The organism is Pseudomonas fluorescens group sp. PF-1, from assembly GCF_054481335.1.
The window spans coordinates 864,538-886,023 of the sequence record NZ_JBTMNG010000001.1 but is presented as its reverse complement, the minus strand read 5'-3'; the positions used below and the strand labels follow the sequence as shown (position 1 = coordinate 886,023).

The following is a 21,486-nucleotide window of genomic DNA, read 5'->3' as shown; positions in this document are numbered from 1 at the left end:
TCTACCTCAGCTTCAGGGTGGCAAGGCCGATCAGCACGAGAATCACGGTGATGATCCAGAAACGGACGATCACGCGCGGCTCGGGCCAGCCCTTGAGTTCAAAGTGGTGGTGAATCGGCGCCATGCGGAATACACGGCGACCGGTCAGTTTAAAAGAGGCAACCTGAATGACGACTGACAGGGTTTCCATCACGAATACGCCGCCCATGATGAACAGGACGATCTCCTGACGGACGATCACGGCGATGGTGCCCAGGGCCGCGCCCAGTGCCAGCGCGCCGACGTCGCCCATGAAGACCTGGGCCGGATAGGTGTTGAACCAGAGGAAACCCAGGCCGGCACCGATCAGCGCGCCGCAAAAGACGATCAGCTCACCCGCCCCCGGTACGTAGGGAATCAGCAGGTATTCGGCGAACTTCACGTTACCCGACAGGTAGCAGAAGATGCCCAGGCCACCGCCGACCATCACGGTCGGCATGATCGCCAGGCCGTCGAGACCATCAGTCAGGTTGACCGCGTTGCTCGAACCGACGATCACGAAGTAGGTCAGCACGATGAAGCCTGCGCCCAGCGGAATGCTGTAGTCCTTGAGCATTGGCAGGATCAGGGTGGTTTCCACCGGAGTGGCGGCAGTCATATAGAGGAAGATCGCCGCGCCCAGGCCGAATACCGATTGCCAGAAATACTTCCAGCGGCTTGGCAAGCCGCGGGAGTTCTTCTCGATCACTTTGCGGTAGTCGTCGACCCAGCCGATGGCGCCGAACAGCAACGTCACCAGCAACACCACCCAGACATAACGGTTGGTCAGGTCAGCCCACAGCAGCGTGCTGACGCCGATGGACGAAAGAATCAGTGCACCACCCATGGTCGGCGTGCCCGATTTGGACAGGTGCGATTGCGGACCATCGTTGCGAACGGATTGACCGATCTGACGGTTCTGCAGGGTGCGGATCATCCACGGGCCATAGCACAGCGACAAAACCAGCGCGGTCAGCACACCGAGGATCCCGCGCAGGGTCAGGTACTGGAAGACCGCGAAGCCTTTGTAGAACTGTTGCAGATACTCCGCTAGCAGCAGCAGCATTAATGTTTCTCCAGACGGGTCCCGCACAAGGCGGCAACGATGTTTTCCATCGCGGCGCTGCGCGAGCCCTTGATCAAAATGGTGGTGTTTGTGTCTTGCTCGGCGTCCAGGGCCTTGATCAGTTCAGCCTGCGTGCTGAAGTGAAAGGCTTGAGGACCGAAGGCGTTGACGGCGTGGACCATCATCGGCCCGACGGCGTACAGCGCAGAAACCTTGCCACGGGCGTATTCGCCAACGTCGCGGTGCCCCTGCTCCGCCCAGTCGCCCAACTCGCCGATATCTCCGAGCACCAGAACGGTGCGACCGGAAAAGCCGGCGAGTATATCAACCGCCGCGCACATCGAGGTGGGGTTCGCGTTGTAAGTGTCATCGATCACGCGCATGCCGTTGCTGGCCAGTTGCGCGACGGTCCGGCCCTTGACCGGCTGTACCGCGCCGAGGCCTGTCGCAATGCCGAACAGCGACACGCCCAAGGCATGGGCGGCGGCTGCGGCGGCCATGGCATTGGCGACGTTATGGGTGCCGAGCAGGTTCAGTTGAACGTGCTCCACGCCTTCGGGGCTGTGCAGATTGAATGCCGGGCAGCCGCGAGCATCACGGCCAAGGTCGCTCGCATGGAAGTCTGCGTTAACGTTGCTCAGGGCAAACGTCAGCACTTTGCGACCAGCGGCGCGAGCCTTCCAGATGTCGAAAGCCTTGTCATCCAGATTCAGAACGGCGACGCCATCGGCATCGAGCCCTTCAATAATCTCGCCCTTGGCCTCGACGATTTTTTCCGGCCCGCCGAACTCGCCGACGTGAGCGGTCCCGGCATTGTTGAGAATGGCCACGTGCGGCTTGGTCATGCCGACGGTGTAGGCAATTTCGCCGAGACGCGAAGCACCGAGTTCGATCACGGCAGCCGTGTGTTCCGGCGCCAGTTCCAGCAGGGTCAACGGTACGCCGAGGTCGTTGTTCAAGTTGCCACGGGTTGCCAGCACCGGACCACGGGTACGCAGGATGCTCGCGAGCATTTCCTTGACCGTGGTCTTGCCGCTGGAGCCGGTGACGGCGGCGACTGGATGGGTGTAGGCCGCCCGGTTGAGCGCGCCCAGTTGACCCAACGCCTGGCGGGTATCGCTGACCACCAACTGCGGCAGCGTGCTGTGGGCGCTTTCGCGCTCGACCAGTGCTGCCACCGCGCCTTTTGCCGCGACATCATTCAGATAGTCGTGACCATCGAAACGCGGCCCCGTCAGCGCAATAAACAGTTGCCCCGGCTTGATCGCGCGACTGTCGATGCTGACGCCGTCGAAGCTGACATCGGCACCGACCAGGCGAGCATTCAGCGCGCCAGTCAATTCGCTGAGTTTCAAGGCCTTAAGCATGGGCCACCTCCCACGCGGTCAAGGCATGATCAGCCTCGACCAGATCAGAGAAGGCGTGACGTTCGCCATTGATTTCCTGATAGTCCTCGTGACCTTTACCGGCCAGCACGATCACGTCATCCGCCGAGGCACTGCCAATCAGCTGGGCAATGGCCTGGCCACGACCGGCAACGAAGGTCACGTTATCCACAGCCGTGAAACCGGCGCGGATGTCATCGAAAATCACCGAAGGGTCTTCCGTGCGCGGATTGTCATCGGTCACCAGCACGCCATCGGCCAGACGCTCGACCACTTCAGCCATCAGCGGACGCTTGCCGCGATCGCGGTCGCCGCCACAGCCGAACAGGCAAAGCAGCCGTCCTTTGACATGCGGACGCAGCGCTGTCAGGACTTTTTCCAGCGCATCCGGGGTGTGGGCATAATCGACCACGACCAACGGCTGAGTCCCGCCGCCCAGGCGCTGCATGCGACCGGCCGGACCTTCGAGCTTCGGCAGAACCTTGAGAATTTCGTCCAGCGCATAATCCAGGCCGAGCAAGGCGCCAACCGCCGCCAGCACGTTGCTCAGGTTGAAACGGCCAAGCAGCGTGCTGCGCAGGTGGTGCTCGCCTTGTGGGGTAACCAGTGTGGCGCGCACACCTTCGTCGTCGAATTGCGCTTCGCGGCAATACAGATAGGCACTGGAGTCTTCGAGGCTGTAGGTGATCAACCGCGACTCACGTTTTTCGGCCGCCAGTTGCCGGCCGAAGTCGTCATCAAGGTTAACGACCCGGCACTTCAAGTCGTTCCAGGCAAACAGCTTGGCCTTGGCGTCGCCGTAGGCCTGCATGGTGCCGTGGTAATCCAGGTGATCCCGGGACAGATTGGTCATCACGGCCACATCGAACGCCAAAGCAGTCACACGGCCCTGATCCAGACCATGGGAAGAGACTTCCATCGCCACGGCTTTGGCCCCGGCCTTTTTAAGGTCCGCCAGGGTGGCTTGCACGGCGATTGGATTCGGCGTGGTATGCAGGCCGCTTTGCAGCGCGCCGTAGAAACCGGTACCCAGGGTGCCAACGATACCGCAGTGCTGGCCGAGCAGGTCCAGCGCCTGGGCAACCAGCTGAGTCACACTGGTTTTGCCGTTGGTACCGGTCACGCCGATCAGGTTCAGATGATGACTCGGTTCACCGTAAAAACGCCCGGCGATGTCCGAAAGTTGTGCCGCCAGGCCTTTGACCGGAATCAATGGCACTTCGGTGATCGGCAGCACGGTGGCGCCTTCCACTTCATAAGCCACGGCGGCAGCGCCGCGCGTCAGAGCGTCGGCGATGTGTGCACGACCGTCGAATTTGCCGCCCGGTACCGCGAGGAACAGGTCACCGGCGCGGACGTTACGACTGTCCAGCGCCAATTCACGGATCAACAGATCGTGGCCGGCGTGGGGGAAAATCTTGTTCAGACTTAATGACATCAGCCGCGCCCTCCATTGGCTTTCAGTGGAACAACCGGCGTAGCGTTCGCTTGTTGAGTGGGCGGCAGGTTGTCCGGAGTGACGTTCATCAGGCGCAGGGTGCCGGACATCACGCGACTGAACACCGGCGCCGATACCAGACCACCGAAGTAACCGGCCTTGGTCGGCTCATCGATAACGACCACGATGGCGTAACGCGGATCGCTCATCGGGCCGAAGCCGGCGAACAGCGAACGGTAGGAGTTTTCGGCATAGCCTTTGGTACCCACCGATGTTTTACGCGCAGTACCCGACTTGCCGCCCACGTGATACGCCGGCACCTGTGCACGGAATACACCGCGCGGGGCTTCGATCACTTGCTGCAGCATGCCTTGCATCGTCTTCGCGACCGCTTCCGGCAACACCTGGGTCGTTTGCGGAGCCTTGTCGGTTTTGATCAGGGTCAGTGGCGCGAGACGGCCATTGTTGGCCAGCGCCGAAAACGCGTGAACCAACTGGATCGCCGTCACCGAAATACCGTAGCCGTAGGACAACGTGGCGGTTTCGGCCTTGCGCCATTCGCGGTAGTTCGGCAGGTTGCCGACACGTTCGCCGGGGAAACCCAGGCCGGTGTCCTGACCGAGACCGACTTTCTGCGCCAGCCGGAAAATCGTCTCGCCGCCGATATCGAACGCGACCTTACTCATGCCGACGTTACTGGAATTGATCAGAATACCGGTCAGGTCGAGTACCGGACCTTCGGTCTTGGATACGTCCTTGATGGTGTACTTACCAATCTGCAAGGAGCCCGGGTACACCTCGACGGTATCGCTCGGCTTCCAGCGCCCGGTTTCGATGGCGGCGCTCATGGAGATCGCCTTCATGGTCGAACCCGGTTCGAACACGTCGATCATTGCGCGGTTGCGCATCATCGCCGGTTGCAGGTTGCGGCGGTTGTTCGGGTTGTAGGTCGGCTGGTTGACCATGGCGAGGATCTCGCCGGTCTTGACGTCCATGATCACCAGGCTACCGGCCTTCGCACCGTTCTCGATGATCGCGTTGCGCAGTTCGCGGTTGGCCAGATATTGCAGGCGCAAATCAATGGACAACGCCAAGGGCTTTCCGGCCTTGGCGTTTTTGGTGACCTGAACATCCTTGATCAACCTGCCGCGCCGGTCCTTGATGACCTGGCGTTTGCCGGGCACGCCGGCCAGCCATTCGTCATAGGCGAGCTCGACACCTTCACGACCGTGGTCATCGATATCGGTAAAACCAACCATATGGGCGGTCACTTCACCGGCCGGATAAAAACGCCGGAACTCTTCGATGCCGTAGACACCCGGTACTTTCAGATCGAGCACTGCCTGACCTTGCTCAGGCGTCAGCCCGCGCACCAGGTAAATGAATTCTTTATTGGCTTGAGCCTCAAGACGCTCGGCCAGGGCTTTCGGGTCTTGCCCGAGGGCAACGGCCAGCGCGGGCCACTTCTCTTTGGCCAGCTGCATTTCCTTGGCGTTGGCCCACAGGGTGGTCACCGGCGTACTGACAGCCAATGGCTCGCCGTTGCGGTCGGTGATCAGGCCGCGGTGCGCCGGAATCGGAATATGACGAACGCTACGAGCGTCCCCCTGACCTTTGAGGAAGTCACGGTCGACAACTTGCAGATCGATGATGCGCCAGCAAATCGCGATCACCATGACGCCGAGCAGACCCAGCACCACACGGAATCGCCAGGGAAAGAGTGCGCCTTCGAGTTTCATCATGGCGCCACCATCTGCACTTCGGCGGCACCGGGAATGTGCATTTTCAGTTGTTCGGTGGCCAACACTTCGATTCGGCTGTGGGCAGTCCAGGTGCTTTGCTCAAGAATCAACCGCCCCCACTCGGCCTGCGCTTTGTCGCGCACGCTCAGCTCGTTGTACAGCGAGTTCAGCAACTGACGATTCCAGTGCGCGCTATAGGACACGCCGATCGCCGACACGAGCACGCCGATAAACAGCAGCAGCATGAAAAAGCTTCCGCCGGGCAGTGGCTTGGCGAAAAGCTTGCTCACCGCAGCTTCTCCGCCACACGCATGACAGCGCTACGGGAACGTGGGTTGGCCTTGAGCTCGGCATCGGAGGCCGTCTGCGCTTTGCCATGGATTTTGATTTTCGGTTCGAAAGCGACATGCCGAACCGGCAGGTTGCGCGGCAGGTTATCGGCTTCGCCTTTCACCAGCTTGCGCATGAACAGTTTGACGATGCGATCTTCCAGCGAGTGGAAGCTGATCACGACCAGACGACCGCCCACTTCCAGGCAGTCCAGAGCGGCTTCGAGGCCGGCTTCCAGATCACCCAGTTCGTTATTGACGTGAATACGCAAACCCTGAAAGGCGCGGGTTGCCGGGTTCTTGCCCTTTTCCCACGCCGGGTTGGCGACTTTGAGGACTTCGGCCAGGTCAGCCGTACGCTCGAAAGGCTTGATATCGCGACGCTCGGCCACGGCACGAGCCATGCGACCGGAGAAACGCTCTTCGCCATATTCCTTGAACACGCGGGCAATTTCTTCCGCCGGCGCGGTATTGACGAATTCGGCGGCGCTGATCCCGCGGGACGGGTCCATGCGCATGTCCAGCGGACCGTCGTTGAGGAAACTGAAGCCACGCTCAGGATCGTCAAGCTGTGGCGAAGACACGCCCAGATCGAGCAAAACGCCGCTGACCTTGCCGTGCAAACCGCGATCCGCGACTTCCGAACCGAGCTCGGCAAAGCTGCGCTGCACAACGACAAAGCGGCCGTCTTCGGCCGCTAGCGTCTGCCCGGTGGCAATCGCCTGTGGATCCTTATCGAATCCAAGCAACCGACCATCGGGACCGAGCTGACTGAGGATCAACCGGCTGTGCCCGCCGCGCCCGAACGTACCGTCCAGATAGCAGCCATCAGGACGTACGGCGAGAGCCTCTACGGCTTCGTCAAGCAGTACGGTGATGTGGTTAAAGCCGCTATCTATAGTCACAGGATCAAATCACGCAGTTCGTCAGGCATCGCGCCCGGTTCTTGAATAGCAGCCAGATCAGCGGCAGAAACCGCATCCCAGGCATCCTCATCCCACAATTGGAACTTGTTCAACTGGCCTACCAACATCGCGCGCTTATCCAACTTGGCATATTCACGAAGACGCGGCGGAACCAGAAATCGACCACTGCCATCGAGCTCGAGGTCGACGGCATTACCAATCAGTAAACGTTGCAGGCGGCGGTTCTCTTCGCGTAGCGAAGGCAGTGCGCGCAGTTTGGTTTCAATGATTTCCCACTCGTCGAGGGGGTAAACACACAAGCACGGATCAACGGCATCAATTGTGACGATTAACTGACCGGAACTACGCGAAACAAGCTCGTCACGGTACCGGCTCGGCATGGCGAGACGGCCCTTTGCATCGAGACTGATAGCGTTGGCTCCGCGAAACACGTCAGCGTTTCTCCAAATATTAGCGTTTTGCGATCAAAAAACCCACTTCATGCCACTTTCCGCCACTTGCGCACACTATAGGAATGCGCCCACCACACCGTCAAGGCGCGGAGTAAAGGAAAACCCTTACGAAACTGAGATTTAGGAGCATAAAAGGAGGGGTAACGAGAATCTGGCAGATGAAACTGCCCGATAACTTGAACCAGCACAGAAGGCTGCATTCGGAAGTTAAAGTAATTTATTAAGAGTAAGATTTTTTCGGTATTACGAAAGTGCTTCTGCTGACGATTCTGAGAGGAGGGAAAATCGGTGCTGCATCGAGTTTAGGCGTTCATCACCAGCGCAGGCAAATTGATATCACGCAACCCCGTCTACTGACAACGCTGCATGACAACATTTTCACCATCCACACCCTGCTCAATGATTTAAGCAGGAGGGGAGAAAAAGGTGGAGAGTCGATCTGTAAGCCGGGTTCTGTCTTGAACAGTCATTCGTCTACGATGGCCATCACTGGACATCTTTAGCAACCTACCCGGTCCCAGCGCGGGCCACGCCTTGGGACCCTATTTGGTCTTGCTCCAAGTGGGGTTTACCTAGCCACGAACTGTTGCCAGACGTGCGGTGCGCTCTTACCGCACCTTTTCACCCTTACCGGCGCCGAAGCGCTTAGGCGGTTATTTTCTGTGGCACTTTCCGTAGGCTCACGCCTCCCAGGCATTACCTGGCACTTCGCCCTATGGAGCCCGGACTTTCCTCCCCCCCCTAATTTTCATAGAGGGCAGCGACTGTCCGATCGACTCTCCGGCGCGAAGGTTAACGGCAGAGCGCCCGAAGAACAAGCGCTAAACGCCTTTTACCGCGCCTGCGCGTCGGGTTTTACTCGCCCTTCTGTTTATCCAGCGCGACCTGGTACAAAACATTTTTACGCTCGCCGGTAATTTGCGCAGCCAATGCGGCAGCACGCTTGAGCGGCATTTCTTCGAGCAACAGGTTAAGCACGCGCATCGCCTCGCTGCTGACAGCGTCCTCACTCTCGGGAGCCGTCCACCCCGCCACCAGCACTACGCATTCGCCGCGCTGCTGATTGCTGTCCGACTCAACGAACTCACGCAGCTCGGCTAATGGCAAGCCTTTGAGTGTTTCAAAGGTCTTGGTCAGTTCACGCGCCAATAACGCCGGACGCTCGCCACCGAATACCAGTTCCATGTCCTGCAGACATTCGAGGATACGGTGTGGCGCCTCGTAGAATATCAACGTACGCGGTTCCTCCTTGACGAGTTCGAGGCGTGCGCGCCGTCCCACGGCCTTGGCCGGCAGAAACCCCTCGAAAATGAAACGATCCGATGGCAACCCCGCCGCCGACAGCGCTGCGATCAATGCACAGGCGCCCGGCACGGGCACTACGTTAATGCCTGCCGCACGAGCCTGACGCACCAAGTGATAGCCAGGATCGGAAATCAGCGGCGTACCCGCATCGGAAATCAGCGCCACATCATCACCGGCCAGCAGCCGGGTAATAAAGCGGCTACCTTCATCCCGCTCGTTGTGCTCATGACAGGCAGCCAGCGGCGTCGCGATGCCGAAGTGTTGCATCAGCCGCTGGGAATGCCGGGTGTCTTCGGCGGCGATCAGTGCGACCTCGCGCAGAATCTTCAGCGCACGCGCACTGATGTCGTCCAGGTTGCCGATGGGCGTCGCCACCACATAAAGCGAGCCCGCAGCGGAATTCAAAGCACCTGGAGCAGTCAAAGCGCACACCTCATGATCGATAAAGCCGCCATTGTAACGCGTCGCGACGCCCGCGATACGCGCAAGGAACACTCGCCTTTGCGACCTCTTGTGCCCTCGCGCAACATTTGTACGAGCTAAATTGATCGATTCACACCAGTAACATCGCGCCCCGGCCAGCGCTTGGGTACAATTCCACGCTAATTTGATCGAGTATCAGGAACGCTTACATGATCGCTTGCCTGCGGCTGTTCACTGCCCTCTGCCTCGCTGCCTTGCTGGCCGCTTGTGCCAGTTCGCCCTCCTCCAGCCTTGGCGAACTCCCACGAACCCCGGATGCCAGCATTGAGCAACTGCTTGAAAAAGCGGCTCAAAGCAAAACACCGGAAGAAGCTGCACTGTTTCGCCTGAGCGCAGCAGACCTGGCCTACCACCAAGGCAATGCCGGCCAGTCCGCGCAGATCCTGCAACAGGTTCAGGTCGAACAACTCAAGCCGGGGCAACAGATCTTCGCCAGCACCCTGGCGGCGGAACTGGCCATGACCCGCAATCAGCCCAAAGCCGCGCTGAGCGCCTTGAGCCACCCCAGCCTGCAGCGCCTGAGCGAAATGCCTGCCGAGCAACAGGTCCGCACCGGCACGGTTCACGCCCGCGCCCTTGAAGCCGATGGTCAGACGCTGGCCGCCGCAAAGGAACGGATCTTCATCGCGCCGATGCTGAGCGGCGACGCCGCTCGCAAAAACCACGAAGCCATCTGGGCACTGATCGCTTCGCTGCCAACCGATCAATTGCAGCCAAGCACTACCGATGACCTCGGCGGCTGGATGGCGCTGGCACTGGCCGTAAAATCGGCCGGCACCCTGGAACAGCAGCAGGCCGCGATCGACAACTGGCGCACCCAGAACCCGAAGCACCCCGCCGCTATCCAACTGCCATTGCCATTGACCAACCTCAAGCAACTGGCCAGCCAACCCTTGAACAAGATTGCCCTGCTGCTGCCTCAAGACGGCCCGCTGGCGTCGGTGGGCAAGGCACTGCGCGAAGGTTTCATGGCCGCCCACTATCAGGCGCAACAGGCCGGACAAAAGCCGCCAGCCATCGAGTTCTATGACAGTTCGCGCCTGACCAATCTCGACGAGTTCTACCGCAAGGCCCAGGCCGATGGCGTGCAGCTGGTCGTCGGCCCACTGGAAAAGCCACTGGTCAAACAACTCAGCACTCGCCCACAACTGCCGATCACCACCCTGGCACTGAACTACAGCGAAGGCGAGCAAGGTCCGGCCCAACTGTTCCAGTTTGGTCTTGCAGCGGAAGACGAGGCACGTGAAGTATCGCGCCGCGCTCGCGCCGACGGCCTGCATCGCGCCGCCATCATGGTGCCGAAAGGTGAATGGGGCGATCGCGTCCTCAAGGCTTTCAGCCAGGACTGGCAAGCCAACGGCGGCAGCGTCGTCGCCACCGAACGCGTCGACCAGCCAGTGCAACTGGCCCAGCAAATTGCCGACATGTTCCAGCTGCGTCAGAGCGAAGGTCGCGCCAAGAGCCTGCAAAGCACCATAGGCTCGCAGGTTGCCGCCCAACCTTCGCGCCGTCAGGACATCGAATTCATCTTCCTGGCTGCCACCCCGCAACAGGCCCAACAAATCAAACCGACCCTGAACTTCCAGTACGCGGGTGATGTTCCGGTTTACGCCACTTCCCACGTCTTCAGTGCCAGCGGCGATGTGAACCAGTACAACGACATGAACGGCATTCGCTTCTGCGAAACCCCATGGCTGCTGGAGGCTAATGATCCGCTGCGTCGTCAGGTCACCGCACAATGGCCACAGGCTGCCGGCAGCCTGGGGCGCCTGTATGCGATGGGCGTCGACGCCTATCGCCTGGCTCCACGCCTGGGCCAACTCAAGGCCTTGCCTGAAAGCCGTGTCGAAGGTCAATCGGGCAGCCTGGGCATGACGCAGAACCAGCGCATCGTAAGGCAGTTGCCATGGGCCCAGTTCGTCAATGGCCAGGTTCAACGCCTGCCGGACACTCCACGCTGATGCCTGACAGGTCACGCCAGCAAAGCGGTAAGGATGCCGAGCGCCATGCGCTCGAGCATCTTCAACAACAAGGTCTGCGCCTGCTGGCGCAGAACTGGTTGTGTAAACGCGGCGAGCTTGATCTGGTCATGCTTGATGGCGATACAGTAGTATTCGTTGAAGTTCGCTACAGAAAAAACACTCAATGGGGTGGCGCGCTCGATAGCATCGATGAGCGCAAACGGCAGAAACTGATTTTTGCCGCGCAGTATTTTCTTCAGTGCGAGTCGCGCTGGGCCAATTCCCCTTGCCGTTTCGACGTGGTTGCCATCGACAGTAAACTCGATCAGTTGAACTGGTTGCAGAATGCTTTCGACGGCTGATCGTTTACGCTCCGAACCGGACACCCGACAACATTTTTGCTCTTTGTTTTGCGGGCTGCACATTCACGTGCCGGACAGCCGCGCTCATTAAGGTCACACAGATGGACATGCAATCCCGAATTCGCCAGCTTTTTCAGGCCAGTATCGACACCAAGCAACAGGCGATGGACGTACTTGCACCGCACATCGAGCAAGCCAGCCAGGTGATGGTCAATGCCCTGCTGAACGAAGGCAAAATGCTTTCCTGCGGCAACGGCGGCTCTGCAGGCGACGCCCAGCACTTTTCGTCCGAGCTGCTCAACCGCTTCGAGCGCGAACGCCCGAGCCTGCCGGCCATTGCACTGACCACTGACAGCTCGACGATCACCTCGATCGCCAACGACTACAGCTACAACGAAATATTCTCCAAACAGATCCGCGCCCTTGGTCAGCCGGGTGACGTTTTGCTGGCAATTTCCACCAGCGGCAACTCGGCAAACATTATTCAAGCGATCCAGGCCGCACATGATCGCGAAATGATTGTCGTAGCATTGACCGGTCGCGATGGCGGCGGCATGGCGTCGCTGCTATTGCCCGAGGACGTCGAGATTCGCGTACCGGCCAACGTCACCGCACGTATCCAGGAAGTCCACCTGCTGGCGATCCATTGCCTATGCGACTTGATCGACAGCCAACTGTTCGGGAGTGAAGAATGACCCCTAATCGCCTCGGCCTACTGGCCCTGACCCTGTGCCTCGGCATCAGCGGCTGCACCTCTGTGGTGAATGCCAGCCGTGAAGCACCGATCGAAGATGACCGCGGCACCCGCACCTTCGGCAGCAAGATCGACGACTCGCTGATCGACACCAAGGTCGGGGTGAACATCGCCAAGGCCGATCCGGCCCTGGACAACGACTCGCATATCGTCGTCACCAGCTTCAACGGCGTGGTACTGCTTGCCGGGCAAACCCCACGTGCCGACCTCAAGGCCAAGGCCGAACAGGCCGCTGCCGCCGTTCAGCGCGTGAAGACGGTCCACAACGAACTGCAGATCCTGCCACCCTCCGGTTTCCTTGCCCGCCAGAACGACACCTGGCTGACCTCCAAGATCAAGGCCCAGATGCTCACCGATCCGAACATCCCCGGCTCGCGCATCAAGGTTGTCACCGAGAACGGCATCGTCTACCTGCTGGGCCTTCTGACCAAACAGGAAGCCGCTCAGGCGACCAATTTGGTGCAAAGCGTTTCTGGCGTGCAGAAGATCGTCAAGCTGTTCGAATACATCGATTAAGGCCTGCAGGAGCGAGCCTGCTCGCGAAAAACGTCCGATGAATACGTTCATTCAGACAGCCCGCGTTATCGTTCACGCCCATCGCGAGCAGGCTCGCTCCTACATCGTTTGAAGGCGCTGAAATAAAAAGGGTGATCCTTGCGGATCACCCTTTTTTTATTTCACCACTTTCAAACTAGGTCGACCGCTGGGACGCGGCGGCTCGCTGTCGGGTGGCGGAATATCGTCATCCGGCTCGAGCCCCTCATCGTCTTCCATGGGCGACTCCAGATCGAACACCATACCCTGGCCATTCTCCCGGGCATAGATACCCAGGATCGATGCGATAGGCACGTACAGCGTGTGTGGTACACCGCCGAAGCGCCCCTCGAAACTGACCGCTTCGTTATCCATGTGCAAATGACGCACGGCTTGCGGCGATACATTCAGGACAATCTGTCCATCACTGGCAAAACCCTGCGGCACCTGCACCGACGGATACTCGGAATTGACCAGCATGTGCGGGGTGCAATCGTTGTCCACAATCCACTCATAGAGCGCGCGGACCAGATAAGGTCGACTGGAGTTCATAGCGGCTCCTTAAGCCTTAGCGCATATCGCGTTCGACACCAGACAGACTCGCCTGGAAAGCCTCACGCGCAAACTGGCGCTCCATGTAATCAAGCAGCGGCTTGGCTGGCCGCGGCAGTTCTATACCCAGAATCGGCAATCGCCAGAGTATTGGCAATAGGCAGCAATCCACCAGGCTTTGTTCCTCGCTGAGGAAAAACGGCTTGTCGGCAAACAACGGCGACACGCCGGTCAGGCTTTCGCGCAGTTCTTTACGCGCTACGGCGCGAGCGGCCTCTTTGGTCCGCGAATCCAGGATCAGATCCACGAGACCGCACCAGTCACGCTGAATACGATGAATCAGCAAACGACTGTTGGCACGCGCCACCGGATAAACCGGCAGTAGTGGCGGGTGCGGATAACGCTCATCCAGATATTCCATCACCACCGTTGACTCCCACAACGCCAGGTCACGATCGACCAGGGTGGGCAAGCTGCCATAAGGGTTCACTTCGATCAGTTTAGGCGGCTGGCGGCCAGCTTCCACGTAAATGATCTCGGCGCTTACACCCTTCTCTGCCAGTACGATTCGCACTCGGTGGGAATAGTGGTCGGCGGGGTCGGAGTAACAGGCCAACCGATTGGTCACGCCCATGGCGATCCTCCTCGCTTGTAGAAATTATCGGAAGCGGAAAAACGAGCGCGCCCAGAGGGCGCCTCCCGTAACGCCTGGATCACCAGACTCGTTACACCTTCAGAGACGCCCTTGGGCGCGCGCGATTAACAGCAAATGCTTAAAGCTTTATCAGTGCACATCTTTCCAGTATTCGCGCTTGAGCAAGTAGGCGAATACGAAGAAGAACGCCAGGTACAGCAATACATACGTACCGATGCGCTGATGCTGCAGCTTAACCGGGTTAGCCGAGTAAGCCAGGAAGGTTACCAGATTCTTGACCTTCTCATCGAACTGCTCTTCGGTCAAAGCACCACTTTTCGGCACAATCGTCAGCTGATCGCACGCCTCATGTGTCAGCGGCGTACCGGTGAGCGGATCAAATTGCTTCTTGCCGTCTTCGACGATCTGAACCTGTTTGCAACCGACAACCTGACGACCTTGCAGGCCGACCAGGACGTTTGGCATGCCAACATTCGGGAAGACCTTGTTATTCACACCCCATGGGCGCGCCGGATCTTCGTAGAACGACTTCAGGTAGCCATAGAGCCAGTCAGTACCACGAACGCGGGCAACCAGCGTCAGGTCGGGCGGAGCCGCACCGAACCAGGTCTTGGCGTCAGCTGGCTGCATGCCGATGCTCATGTGGTCGCCAATCTTGGCGCCAGTGAATATCAAATGGCTTTGCATCAGATCCGCAGGGATATCCAGATCATTGGCCACTCGCTCATAGCGCTGGTATTTCGCGCTGTGACAGCCCATGCAATAGTTGGTGAATGTACGCGCACCATCTTGCAAGGCGGCTTTGTCAGCAACGTCGATCTCAACCTTTTCGAGCTCAGGCTCAAGAGCGTTGGCAAAAGACACGACAGGAAGCGCAGCAAGAATCAAAACTGCAAATAACTTTTTCATCAGCCAGTCACCCTTTCCGGAACCGGTTTGGTCTTCTCAAGCCTGGTGTAGAACGGCATCAGAATGAAGTAGGCGAAGTACAGGAAGGTACATACCTGCGACAGCAGCGTCCGCTCAGGGGTTGGAGCCAGAACGCCCAGAACGCCCAGGATCACGAACGCGATGCAGAACACCCAGAGCCAGATCTTGCTCAGCCAGCCCTTGTAGCGCATCGACTTGACCGGACTACGGTCCAGCCAAGGCAGGACGAACAGCACAGCAATGGCAGCACCCATCGCGATTACACCCAGGAGCTTGTCAGGAACAGCCCGAAGGATCGCGTAGAACGGAGTGAAATACCAAACCGGAGCAATATGCGCAGGCGTTTTGAAAGCGTTCGCCGGTTCAAAGTTCGGCTTCTCAAGGAAGTAGCCGCCCATTTCCGGGAAGAAGAACACGATCGAACAGAAGATGAACAGGAACACCACCACGCCGACGATATCTTTCACGGTGTAGTACGGGTGGAAGGCAATGCCGTCCAGCGGTACACCGTTTTCGTCCTTGTGCTTCTTGATGTCCACGCCGTCCGGGTTGTTCGAACCGACTTCGTGCAATGCCAGAACGTGCAGCACGACCAGGCCGAGAATAACGATCGGCAAGGCAACCACGTGCAAGGCGAAGAAGCGGTTCAGCGTAATACCCGAAATCAGGTAGTCACCACGGATCCACTGGGTCAGGTCGTTACCGATGACCGGGATCGCACCGAACAGCGAGATGATCACCTGGGCACCCCAGTAGGACATCTGGCCCCATGGCAGCAGGTAACCCATGAAGGCTTCAGCCATCAGCGCCAGGTAAATCAGCATGCCGAAGACCCACACCAGCTCACGCGGCTTCTGGTACGAACCGTAGAGCAAGCCACGGAACATGTGCAGATAGACCACGATGAAGAACGCCGAAGCGCCGGTGGAGTGCAGCAGACGCAGGATCGAGCCGTACTCGACGTCGCGCATGATGTATTCGACGGAAGCAAACGCCTCTTCCGCCGACGGGGTGTAGCTCATGGTCAGCCAGACACCGGTAACGATCTGGTTGACCAGAACGAGCAGGGCCAGGGAGCCAAAGAAATAGAAGAAGTTGAAGTTTTTCGGGGCGTAGTACTTGCTGAGATGGTCTTCCCACATCTTGGTCGCGGGAAAGCGCGCATCAACCCAATCCATGAACTTGCTCATCACGCTTTCTCCGTATCGACGCCAATGACAATGATGTCATCGGTCTCATAGGAATGCGGGGGAACTGGCAGGTTCAAAGGCGCGGGTTGCGACTTGTAGACGCGGCCAGCCAGGTCGTAGTGGGAGCCGTGGCATGGGCAGAAATAGCCACCTACCCAGTCTTTGCCAAGATCCGCGGGAGCGACTTCCGGACGGAAAGTCGGCGAGCAACCGAGGTGCGTGCAGATACCAATCAGCAGCAGAACCTCAGGTTTGATCGAACGGGTTTCCGGATCTACATAGGTCGGTTGAGTCGAGTTCTTGGAGGTAGGGTCAGACAACTGGCCCTCGATCTTCTTCAGATTCCCCAGGATTTCCTGCGTACGGCGGACGATGAATACCGGCTGACCGCGCCACTCAGCAATCATCTGCTGGCCTGGCTCGATTTTGCTGACATTCACTTTCACCGGTGCACCTGCGGCTTTCGCCTTGGCACTGGGAAACCATGACCCCACGAACGGGACCGCAGCCCCCACCGCTCCTGCAGCACCCACCACGGATGTGGCTGCTACCAAGAAGCGACGCCGGCCTGCATTCACGCCGTCATTGCTCATTCAGTCCTCTCCCATCAGCTTTGTGGCCTGTTAAATCAGGCATCTACTAAGTAAAACTCTGTACTTATAAAAATTTTGCCGAATGGTAATGAAAACCCCCAATTCTGACAAGGTAATTACCTGAGGGCACCACTCCCAAGCCTTGTAGTATAGGGGCTCTGCGCGTGTGGCAAGTTGTCACAGAGCAATTCTTTGATAAATCGCACGCATAAAAAAACGCCCAGCTCCGTGAGGAAACTGGGCGTTCTTTTTTTGAACGTGGAAGCGAATTAACGCTTCGAGTACTGCGGACGCTTACGCGCTTTACGCAGACCAACTTTCTTACGTTCAACTTCACGTGCATCGCGGGTTACGAAGCCGGCTTTACGCAGAGCGCTGCGCAGAGTCTCGTCGTAATCCATCAGAGCGCGAGTGATGCCGTGGCGGATTGCGCCAGCTTGACCACTTACACCACCACCGATCACGGTGACGTAGATGTCGAACTTCTCGACAGTCTCAGTCAATTCCAGCGGCTGACGAACTACCATGCGGGCAGTTTCGCGGCCGAAGAAATTATCCAGCGAACGGTTGTTGATGGAGATGTTACCAGTACCCGGACGCAGGAAAACGCGTGCGGTTGCGGTCTTGCGACGGCCAGTGCCGTAATTTTGAGTCGCCGACATAATGAACTATTCCGTTAAATCTTCAGTTCTTGGGGCTGCTGAGCAGTATGAGGGTGTGCAGCGCCCGCATAGACTTTCAGCTTACGGTACATGTCGCGACCCAGCGGGTTCTTAGGCAGCATGCCTTTGACCGCGGTCTCGATCACGCGCTCAGGGGCTTTGGCGATCAGCTTTTCAAAGTTGATCGACTTGATGCCGCCCGGGAAACCGGAGTGGGAGTAGTACATTTTGTCAGTGGTTTTAGCACCGGTAACACGGATCTGCTCAGCGTTGATTACGACGATGTAGTCGCCGGTGTCAACGTGAGGAGTGTACTCAGGCTTGTGCTTGCCACGCAGACGGCTCGCGATTTCGGTGGCCAGACGACCCAGGGTCTGACCAGCAGCGTCGACGACAAACCAGTCGCGCTTTACTGTTTCCGGTTTAGCAGTAAAAGTTTTCATTCTTTATAGCCTCAGGGGCCGCCCTGTAAATTAGACGGCGGATCTTACTGAATAGTGCGTACTTTGACAAGTCAAAGGCAGCCGGATACAGACGCTTTCGGGGGCTCGGGTCGGCGCGTCCGTTCAACGGCAAGATTCTTCGGCGGCGGCGCATCACTTCCACTGCAGAAAGAGGTGCGCAATTATGCAGATTGCGAAAAATAATTCAACCTGCTTTTATGATTGTTTTGCCCAAGGAGCACCCGATGGACTATCGCCAGCTAGGCCGGACCAATCTCAACGTGAGTGCCATCTGCCTCGGAACCATGACCTGGGGCGAGCAAAACAGCGAGGCTGAAGCCTTCGCGCAGATTGAACGGGCCAAGAGTGCCGGGATCAACTTCATCGACACCGCCGAAATGTATCCGGTGCCTCCCAAGGCCGAAACCTACGCCACCACCGAACGCTACATCGGTAATTACTTCAAAAGCCGCGGCGACCGGACCGACTGGATCCTGGCCAGCAAGATCGCCGGCCCGGGCAACACCATCGATTACATCCGCGACAAGAACCTGCGGCACAATCGACAGCACATCACCGAAGCCGTGGATGCCAGCCTGAAACGCCTGCAGACCGATTACATCGACCTGTACCAGTTGCACTGGCCGGAGCGCAGCACCAATTTCTTCGGTCAACTGGGTTACAAGCACAAGATCGAAGCCAACCTGACGCCCCTGGAAGACACCCTCGAAGCACTGGACGAGCAGGTCAAGGCCGGCAAGATCCGCCACATCGGCCTGTCCAACGAGACACCCTGGGGCACCATGCGCTTCCTCGCCCTGGCCGAAGCACGAGGCTGGCCACGCGCGGTGTCGATCCAGAACCCTTACAACCTGCTCAATCGCAGCTTCGAGGTCGGCCTGGCGGAGATCGCCATTCGTGAACAGTGCGGCCTGCTCGCCTATTCACCGCTGGCGTTCGGGTTTCTGTCCGGCAAATACGAAGGAGGCGCGCGCCCACCAAAAGGTCGCTTGAGTCTCTACAGCCGCTTCAGCCGGTACTTCAACCCGCAGTCGGAAGCTGCTTGCAGCCGTTATGTGGCGCTGGCTCGAGAACACGGCCTGGACCCGGCGCAAATGGCCCTGGCGTTCGTGACACAGCAGCCGTTCGTGACCAGCAACATCATTGGCGCGACCACACTTGAGCAACTGGACAGCAACATCGCCAGTTTCGATCTGAAGCTGTCAGAAGAAGTGCTGGAAGGGATCGAAGCGATCCACAAGGATCAGCCGAACCCTGCGCCTTGATCGAATCGTAGAACCCATCGCGGGCAAGCCCCATACAGGAGTCATTGAACCTGTGGGAGCAAGGCTTGCCCGCGATGGCGTCCACCCTGCCAACGTCGATCAAAGCGATCTGGCAATAATCTCCTTCATGATTTCATTGGTCCCGGCATAGATCCGCTGTACCCGCGCATCCGCCCACGCCCGGGCGATCGGGTATTCCCACATGAAGCCGTAACCGCCATGCAACTGCACGCACTCATCGAGGACCTTGCATTGCAGGTCAGTGCCCCAGTACTTGGCCATCGCAGCGGTTGGCACGTCGAGCTTGCCTTGCAGATGCAACTCCAGGCAGCGATCCACAAAAACTCGACCGATCTGGATCTCTGTCGCCATCTCCGCCAGTTTGAAGCGGGTGTTCTGGAAGTCCGCAATCGCCTTGCCGAACGCCTTGCGCTCGCGGGTGTACTCCAGCGTCCATTGCAGTGCCGCTTCGGCCGACGCGAGGCCGCCGATGGCCACGGTGAGGCGCTCCTGAGGCAATTCCTGCATCAGGTACGCAAACCCCATCCCGGCCTGGCCCAGCAGGTTTTCCTTAGGCACCCGCACGTCCTGGAAAAACAATTCCGAGGTGTCCTGGGCCTTCATGCCGACCTTTTCCAGGCGCTTGCCCTTTTCAAAGCCGGGCGTATTGGCTTCTACCAAGAACAGGCTGGTGCCTTTCGCGCCAGCCTTGGGATCGGTCTTGGCGACGACAATCACCAGATCGGCGAGAAAACCGTTGGTGATAAAGGTCTTCGAGCCGTTGATCACGTATTCGTCGCCGTCCAGCACTGCCGTGGTCTTGACGCCCTGGAGGTCGGAACCGGCGCCAGGTTCGGTCATGGCGATGGCGGTGACCAGCTCCCCGGAAACCAGTTTCGGCAGGTATTTGTGTTTCAACATTTCACTGCCGTAATGCAGGATGTAGGGCGCCACGATGTCCGAATGCAGGGAAAAACCGATACCGGTCAACCCCAGGCGCCCCACCTCTTCGATCACCACCGCACTGTAGAGAAAGTCTGCGCCCAACCCGCCGTATTCCTCCGGCAGATGCGAGCACAACATTCCCGCCTCCCCTGCCCTGTTCCAGAGTTGACGGTCGATGTAGCCCTGTTTTTCCCATTGTCCGTGGAACGGCACGGCCTCTTTTTCGAGGAACGTTCGCACACTGTCACGAAAAAGTTCGTGCTCGGAACTGAACAAGGTTCTGGGAATCATGCGGCACCTTTCTTGGTATTGGCAGGAATGAACCTTCAGAGACTAAGCCCCGCGTCCGATACAGGACACTGGACACATCCGACAAAAAATAAGACGATCCAGCCGTCTGGTGACCACTTTCCCCTATAAGAATAAAGTTGAATTATGTCTAACCAAGCCTCCACGCCCCTGCGGCGCGTCAGCATCCTGGCTATCGACCGGGTTTTCGCTTCCACCCTCATGCAAGCCAAGGATTTCTTCCACCTCGCCAGCCTGCGCTACGGCAAACAGCTGGGCCACGGCCTGACACCGGCGTTCGAAACACGCCTGGTCAGCCCCGACGGCCAGTCGGTCAACACGTTCAGTGATGTGAAGATCCCGGTAGACGGCGGCCTGGAAAATGCCGACATCATTGTCATTCCGGCCTTCTGGGACGATTTCGACACCCTGAGCAAACGTTATCCACAGGTCCTGCCCTGGCTGCGCCAGCAACATGCCCGTGGCGCGGTGCTCTGCGGCGAAGCGACCGGCGTGTTCTGGCTGGCCGAGGCCGGACTGCTAAACGGCAAGGAAGCGACCACCTACTGGCGCTTCTTCAATGCCTTCGCCGAACGCTTCCCGCAGGTCCAGCTCAACCAGGACAAACATCTGACCGACGCTGACAACCTGTACTGCGCTGGCGGCACCACATCGGCGTGTGATCTCTATATCTATCTGATCGAGCGTTTCTGCGGCGCCAATGTGTCCCAGGCCGTGGCACGGGACATTCTTTACGAAGTCCAGCGCAGCTACTCACCGGGTCGCATCGGCTTTGGCGGACAAAAGCTGCATCAAGACGTGATCATCCTGCAGATCCAGCATTGGCTCGAAGAACACTTTGCCGACAAGTTCCGCTTCGAAGATGTCGCCCGCGAACACGGCATGAGCATCCGCAACTTCATGCGCCGCTTCCAGACCGCCACCGGCGACAAGCCCCTGCACTACCTGCAACGCCTGCGCATCGAAACCGCCAAGGGGCTGCTGTCCGGGAGCCGCAAGAGCATCAAGACCATCAGCTACGAAGTCGGCTACGACGATGCGAGCTTCTTCGCCCGCCTGTTCCGCCAGCACACGGACCTGTCGCCGAACCAGTATCGGCAGCAGTTTCAGCAGGCGGCCTAGGCCTGAACGTCAAGCCAACGCCAATGTGTGAGCAAGCTCGCTCC

The 21,486-nt window shown here is 58.6% G+C and carries 22 protein-coding genes and 1 other RNA gene; 6 read left to right on the top strand and 17 right to left on the bottom strand.

Going from position 1 to position 21,486, the window contains the following annotated elements; genetic code table 11:
* Position 1: 1 nt before the first annotated feature.
* From mraY to rsmI, 9 genes are all read right to left on the bottom strand, one after another.
* Entirely contained in the window at positions 2 to 1,084 is a 1,083-nt protein-coding gene (mraY, locus tag ACX3YD_RS04285; RefSeq protein WP_008016698.1) for a phospho-N-acetylmuramoyl-pentapeptide-transferase, read from the bottom strand.
* Positions 1,084 to 2,451: a UDP-N-acetylmuramoyl-tripeptide--D-alanyl-D-alanine ligase gene (locus ACX3YD_RS04280; RefSeq protein ID WP_458959323.1), complete on the bottom strand. Its 1,368-nt coding sequence runs from the start codon at positions 2,449 to 2,451 to the stop codon at positions 1,084 to 1,086. The genes mraY and ACX3YD_RS04280 overlap by 1 nt, the downstream gene beginning before the upstream one ends.
* A complete protein-coding gene (locus ACX3YD_RS04275) occupies positions 2,444 to 3,907 on the bottom strand; it encodes a UDP-N-acetylmuramoyl-L-alanyl-D-glutamate--2,6-diaminopimelate ligase (RefSeq protein WP_103406176.1) in 1,464 nt (487 codons plus the stop codon). Before ACX3YD_RS04275 ends, ACX3YD_RS04280 begins: the two co-directional genes overlap by 8 nt.
* Positions 3,907 to 5,646, bottom strand: a complete 1,740-nt coding sequence (locus tag ACX3YD_RS04270; protein WP_178083161.1) for a peptidoglycan D,D-transpeptidase FtsI family protein — start codon at positions 5,644 to 5,646, stop codon at positions 3,907 to 3,909. The genes ACX3YD_RS04275 and ACX3YD_RS04270 overlap by 1 nt, the downstream gene beginning before the upstream one ends.
* Complete coding sequence (gene ftsL / locus ACX3YD_RS04265; RefSeq protein WP_047532978.1) at positions 5,646 to 5,939, bottom strand: cell division protein FtsL; 294 nt, start codon at positions 5,937 to 5,939, stop codon at positions 5,646 to 5,648. Before ftsL ends, ACX3YD_RS04270 begins: the two co-directional genes overlap by 1 nt.
* A complete protein-coding gene (gene rsmH / locus ACX3YD_RS04260) occupies positions 5,936 to 6,883 on the bottom strand; it encodes a 16S rRNA (cytosine(1402)-N(4))-methyltransferase RsmH (protein ID WP_371919936.1) in 948 nt (315 codons plus the stop codon). Before rsmH ends, ftsL begins: the two co-directional genes overlap by 4 nt.
* On the bottom strand, positions 6,880 to 7,335 hold the full coding sequence (mraZ, locus tag ACX3YD_RS04255; RefSeq protein ID WP_047532982.1) for a division/cell wall cluster transcriptional repressor MraZ: 456 nt from the start codon (positions 7,333 to 7,335) through the stop codon (positions 6,880 to 6,882). The genes rsmH and mraZ overlap by 4 nt, the downstream gene beginning before the upstream one ends.
* 447 nt (positions 7,336 to 7,782) lie before the next feature.
* An RNA gene (rnpB, locus tag ACX3YD_RS04250) (RNase P RNA component class A) lies at positions 7,783 to 8,136 on the bottom strand.
* A 75-nt stretch (positions 8,137 to 8,211) separates the two neighbouring features.
* A complete protein-coding gene (gene rsmI, locus ACX3YD_RS04245; protein WP_047539058.1) occupies positions 8,212 to 9,084 on the bottom strand; it encodes a 16S rRNA (cytidine(1402)-2'-O)-methyltransferase in 873 nt (290 codons plus the stop codon).
* A gap of 209 nt (positions 9,085 to 9,293) precedes the next feature.
* Between rsmI and ACX3YD_RS04240 the strand changes: the two genes are divergently transcribed.
* The 4 genes from ACX3YD_RS04240 (at position 9,294) to ACX3YD_RS04225 (ending at position 12,737) form a co-directional block, all read left to right on the top strand.
* Positions 9,294 to 11,105, top strand: a complete 1,812-nt coding sequence (locus ACX3YD_RS04240; RefSeq protein WP_458959322.1) for a penicillin-binding protein activator — start codon at positions 9,294 to 9,296, stop codon at positions 11,103 to 11,105.
* A complete protein-coding gene (locus tag ACX3YD_RS04235) occupies positions 11,105 to 11,467 on the top strand; it encodes a YraN family protein (RefSeq protein ID WP_081997945.1) in 363 nt (120 codons plus the stop codon). Before ACX3YD_RS04240 ends, ACX3YD_RS04235 begins: the two co-directional genes overlap by 1 nt.
* 101 nt (positions 11,468 to 11,568) lie before the next feature.
* On the top strand, positions 11,569 to 12,162 hold the full coding sequence (locus ACX3YD_RS04230; protein ID WP_007904374.1) for a phosphoheptose isomerase: 594 nt from the start codon (positions 11,569 to 11,571) through the stop codon (positions 12,160 to 12,162).
* Positions 12,159 to 12,737, top strand: coding sequence for a BON domain-containing protein (locus ACX3YD_RS04225; RefSeq protein WP_047532995.1), 579 nt, complete (start codon positions 12,159 to 12,161; stop codon positions 12,735 to 12,737). Before ACX3YD_RS04230 ends, ACX3YD_RS04225 begins: the two co-directional genes overlap by 4 nt.
* Before the next feature lie 156 nt (positions 12,738 to 12,893).
* Here the strand turns inward: ACX3YD_RS04225 and ACX3YD_RS04220 are convergent, their stop codons facing one another.
* From ACX3YD_RS04220 to rplM, 7 genes are all read right to left on the bottom strand, one after another.
* Positions 12,894 to 13,307: a ClpXP protease specificity-enhancing factor gene (locus ACX3YD_RS04220; RefSeq protein WP_047532998.1), complete on the bottom strand. Its 414-nt coding sequence runs from the start codon at positions 13,305 to 13,307 to the stop codon at positions 12,894 to 12,896.
* A gap of 16 nt (positions 13,308 to 13,323) precedes the next feature.
* Positions 13,324 to 13,941 carry a glutathione S-transferase N-terminal domain-containing protein gene (locus ACX3YD_RS04215; RefSeq protein WP_007972581.1) on the bottom strand — a complete coding sequence of 206 codons (618 nt, stop codon included), beginning with the start codon at positions 13,939 to 13,941 and terminating at the stop codon, positions 13,324 to 13,326.
* A 150-nt stretch (positions 13,942 to 14,091) separates the two neighbouring features.
* Positions 14,092 to 14,871 carry a cytochrome c1 gene (locus ACX3YD_RS04210; protein ID WP_103406179.1) on the bottom strand — a complete coding sequence of 260 codons (780 nt, stop codon included), beginning with the start codon at positions 14,869 to 14,871 and terminating at the stop codon, positions 14,092 to 14,094.
* Positions 14,871 to 16,082 (bottom strand): cytochrome b, encoded by a 1,212-nt coding sequence (locus ACX3YD_RS04205; protein WP_047533006.1) that lies wholly within the window; start codon positions 16,080 to 16,082, stop codon positions 14,871 to 14,873. The genes ACX3YD_RS04210 and ACX3YD_RS04205 overlap by 1 nt, the downstream gene beginning before the upstream one ends.
* Positions 16,082 to 16,675: a ubiquinol-cytochrome c reductase iron-sulfur subunit gene (petA, locus tag ACX3YD_RS04200; RefSeq protein WP_047533009.1), complete on the bottom strand. Its 594-nt coding sequence runs from the start codon at positions 16,673 to 16,675 to the stop codon at positions 16,082 to 16,084. Before petA ends, ACX3YD_RS04205 begins: the two co-directional genes overlap by 1 nt.
* Positions 16,676 to 16,944: 269 nt before the next feature.
* A complete protein-coding gene (gene rpsI / locus ACX3YD_RS04195; RefSeq protein ID WP_003228056.1) occupies positions 16,945 to 17,337 on the bottom strand; it encodes a 30S ribosomal protein S9 in 393 nt (130 codons plus the stop codon).
* Between the two features lie 14 nt (positions 17,338 to 17,351).
* Positions 17,352 to 17,780, bottom strand: a complete 429-nt coding sequence (rplM, locus tag ACX3YD_RS04190) for a 50S ribosomal protein L13 (protein WP_003228062.1) — start codon at positions 17,778 to 17,780, stop codon at positions 17,352 to 17,354.
* Between the two features lie 245 nt (positions 17,781 to 18,025).
* Between rplM and ACX3YD_RS04185 the strand changes: the two genes are divergently transcribed.
* Complete coding sequence (locus ACX3YD_RS04185) at positions 18,026 to 19,066, top strand: NADP(H)-dependent aldo-keto reductase (protein ID WP_103406180.1); 1,041 nt, start codon at positions 18,026 to 18,028, stop codon at positions 19,064 to 19,066.
* A 99-nt stretch (positions 19,067 to 19,165) separates the two neighbouring features.
* On the opposite strand, the gene ACX3YD_RS04180 is transcribed toward ACX3YD_RS04185, so the two are convergent.
* Positions 19,166 to 20,302: an acyl-CoA dehydrogenase family protein gene (locus tag ACX3YD_RS04180; RefSeq protein WP_458959321.1), complete on the bottom strand. Its 1,137-nt coding sequence runs from the start codon at positions 20,300 to 20,302 to the stop codon at positions 19,166 to 19,168.
* Positions 20,303 to 20,521: 219 nt separating this feature from the next.
* Between ACX3YD_RS04180 and ACX3YD_RS04175 the strand changes: the two genes are divergently transcribed.
* Positions 20,522 to 21,442, top strand: a complete 921-nt coding sequence (locus ACX3YD_RS04175; RefSeq protein ID WP_178083162.1) for a GlxA family transcriptional regulator — start codon at positions 20,522 to 20,524, stop codon at positions 21,440 to 21,442.
* The last annotated feature ends 44 nt before the right edge of the window (positions 21,443 to 21,486 follow it).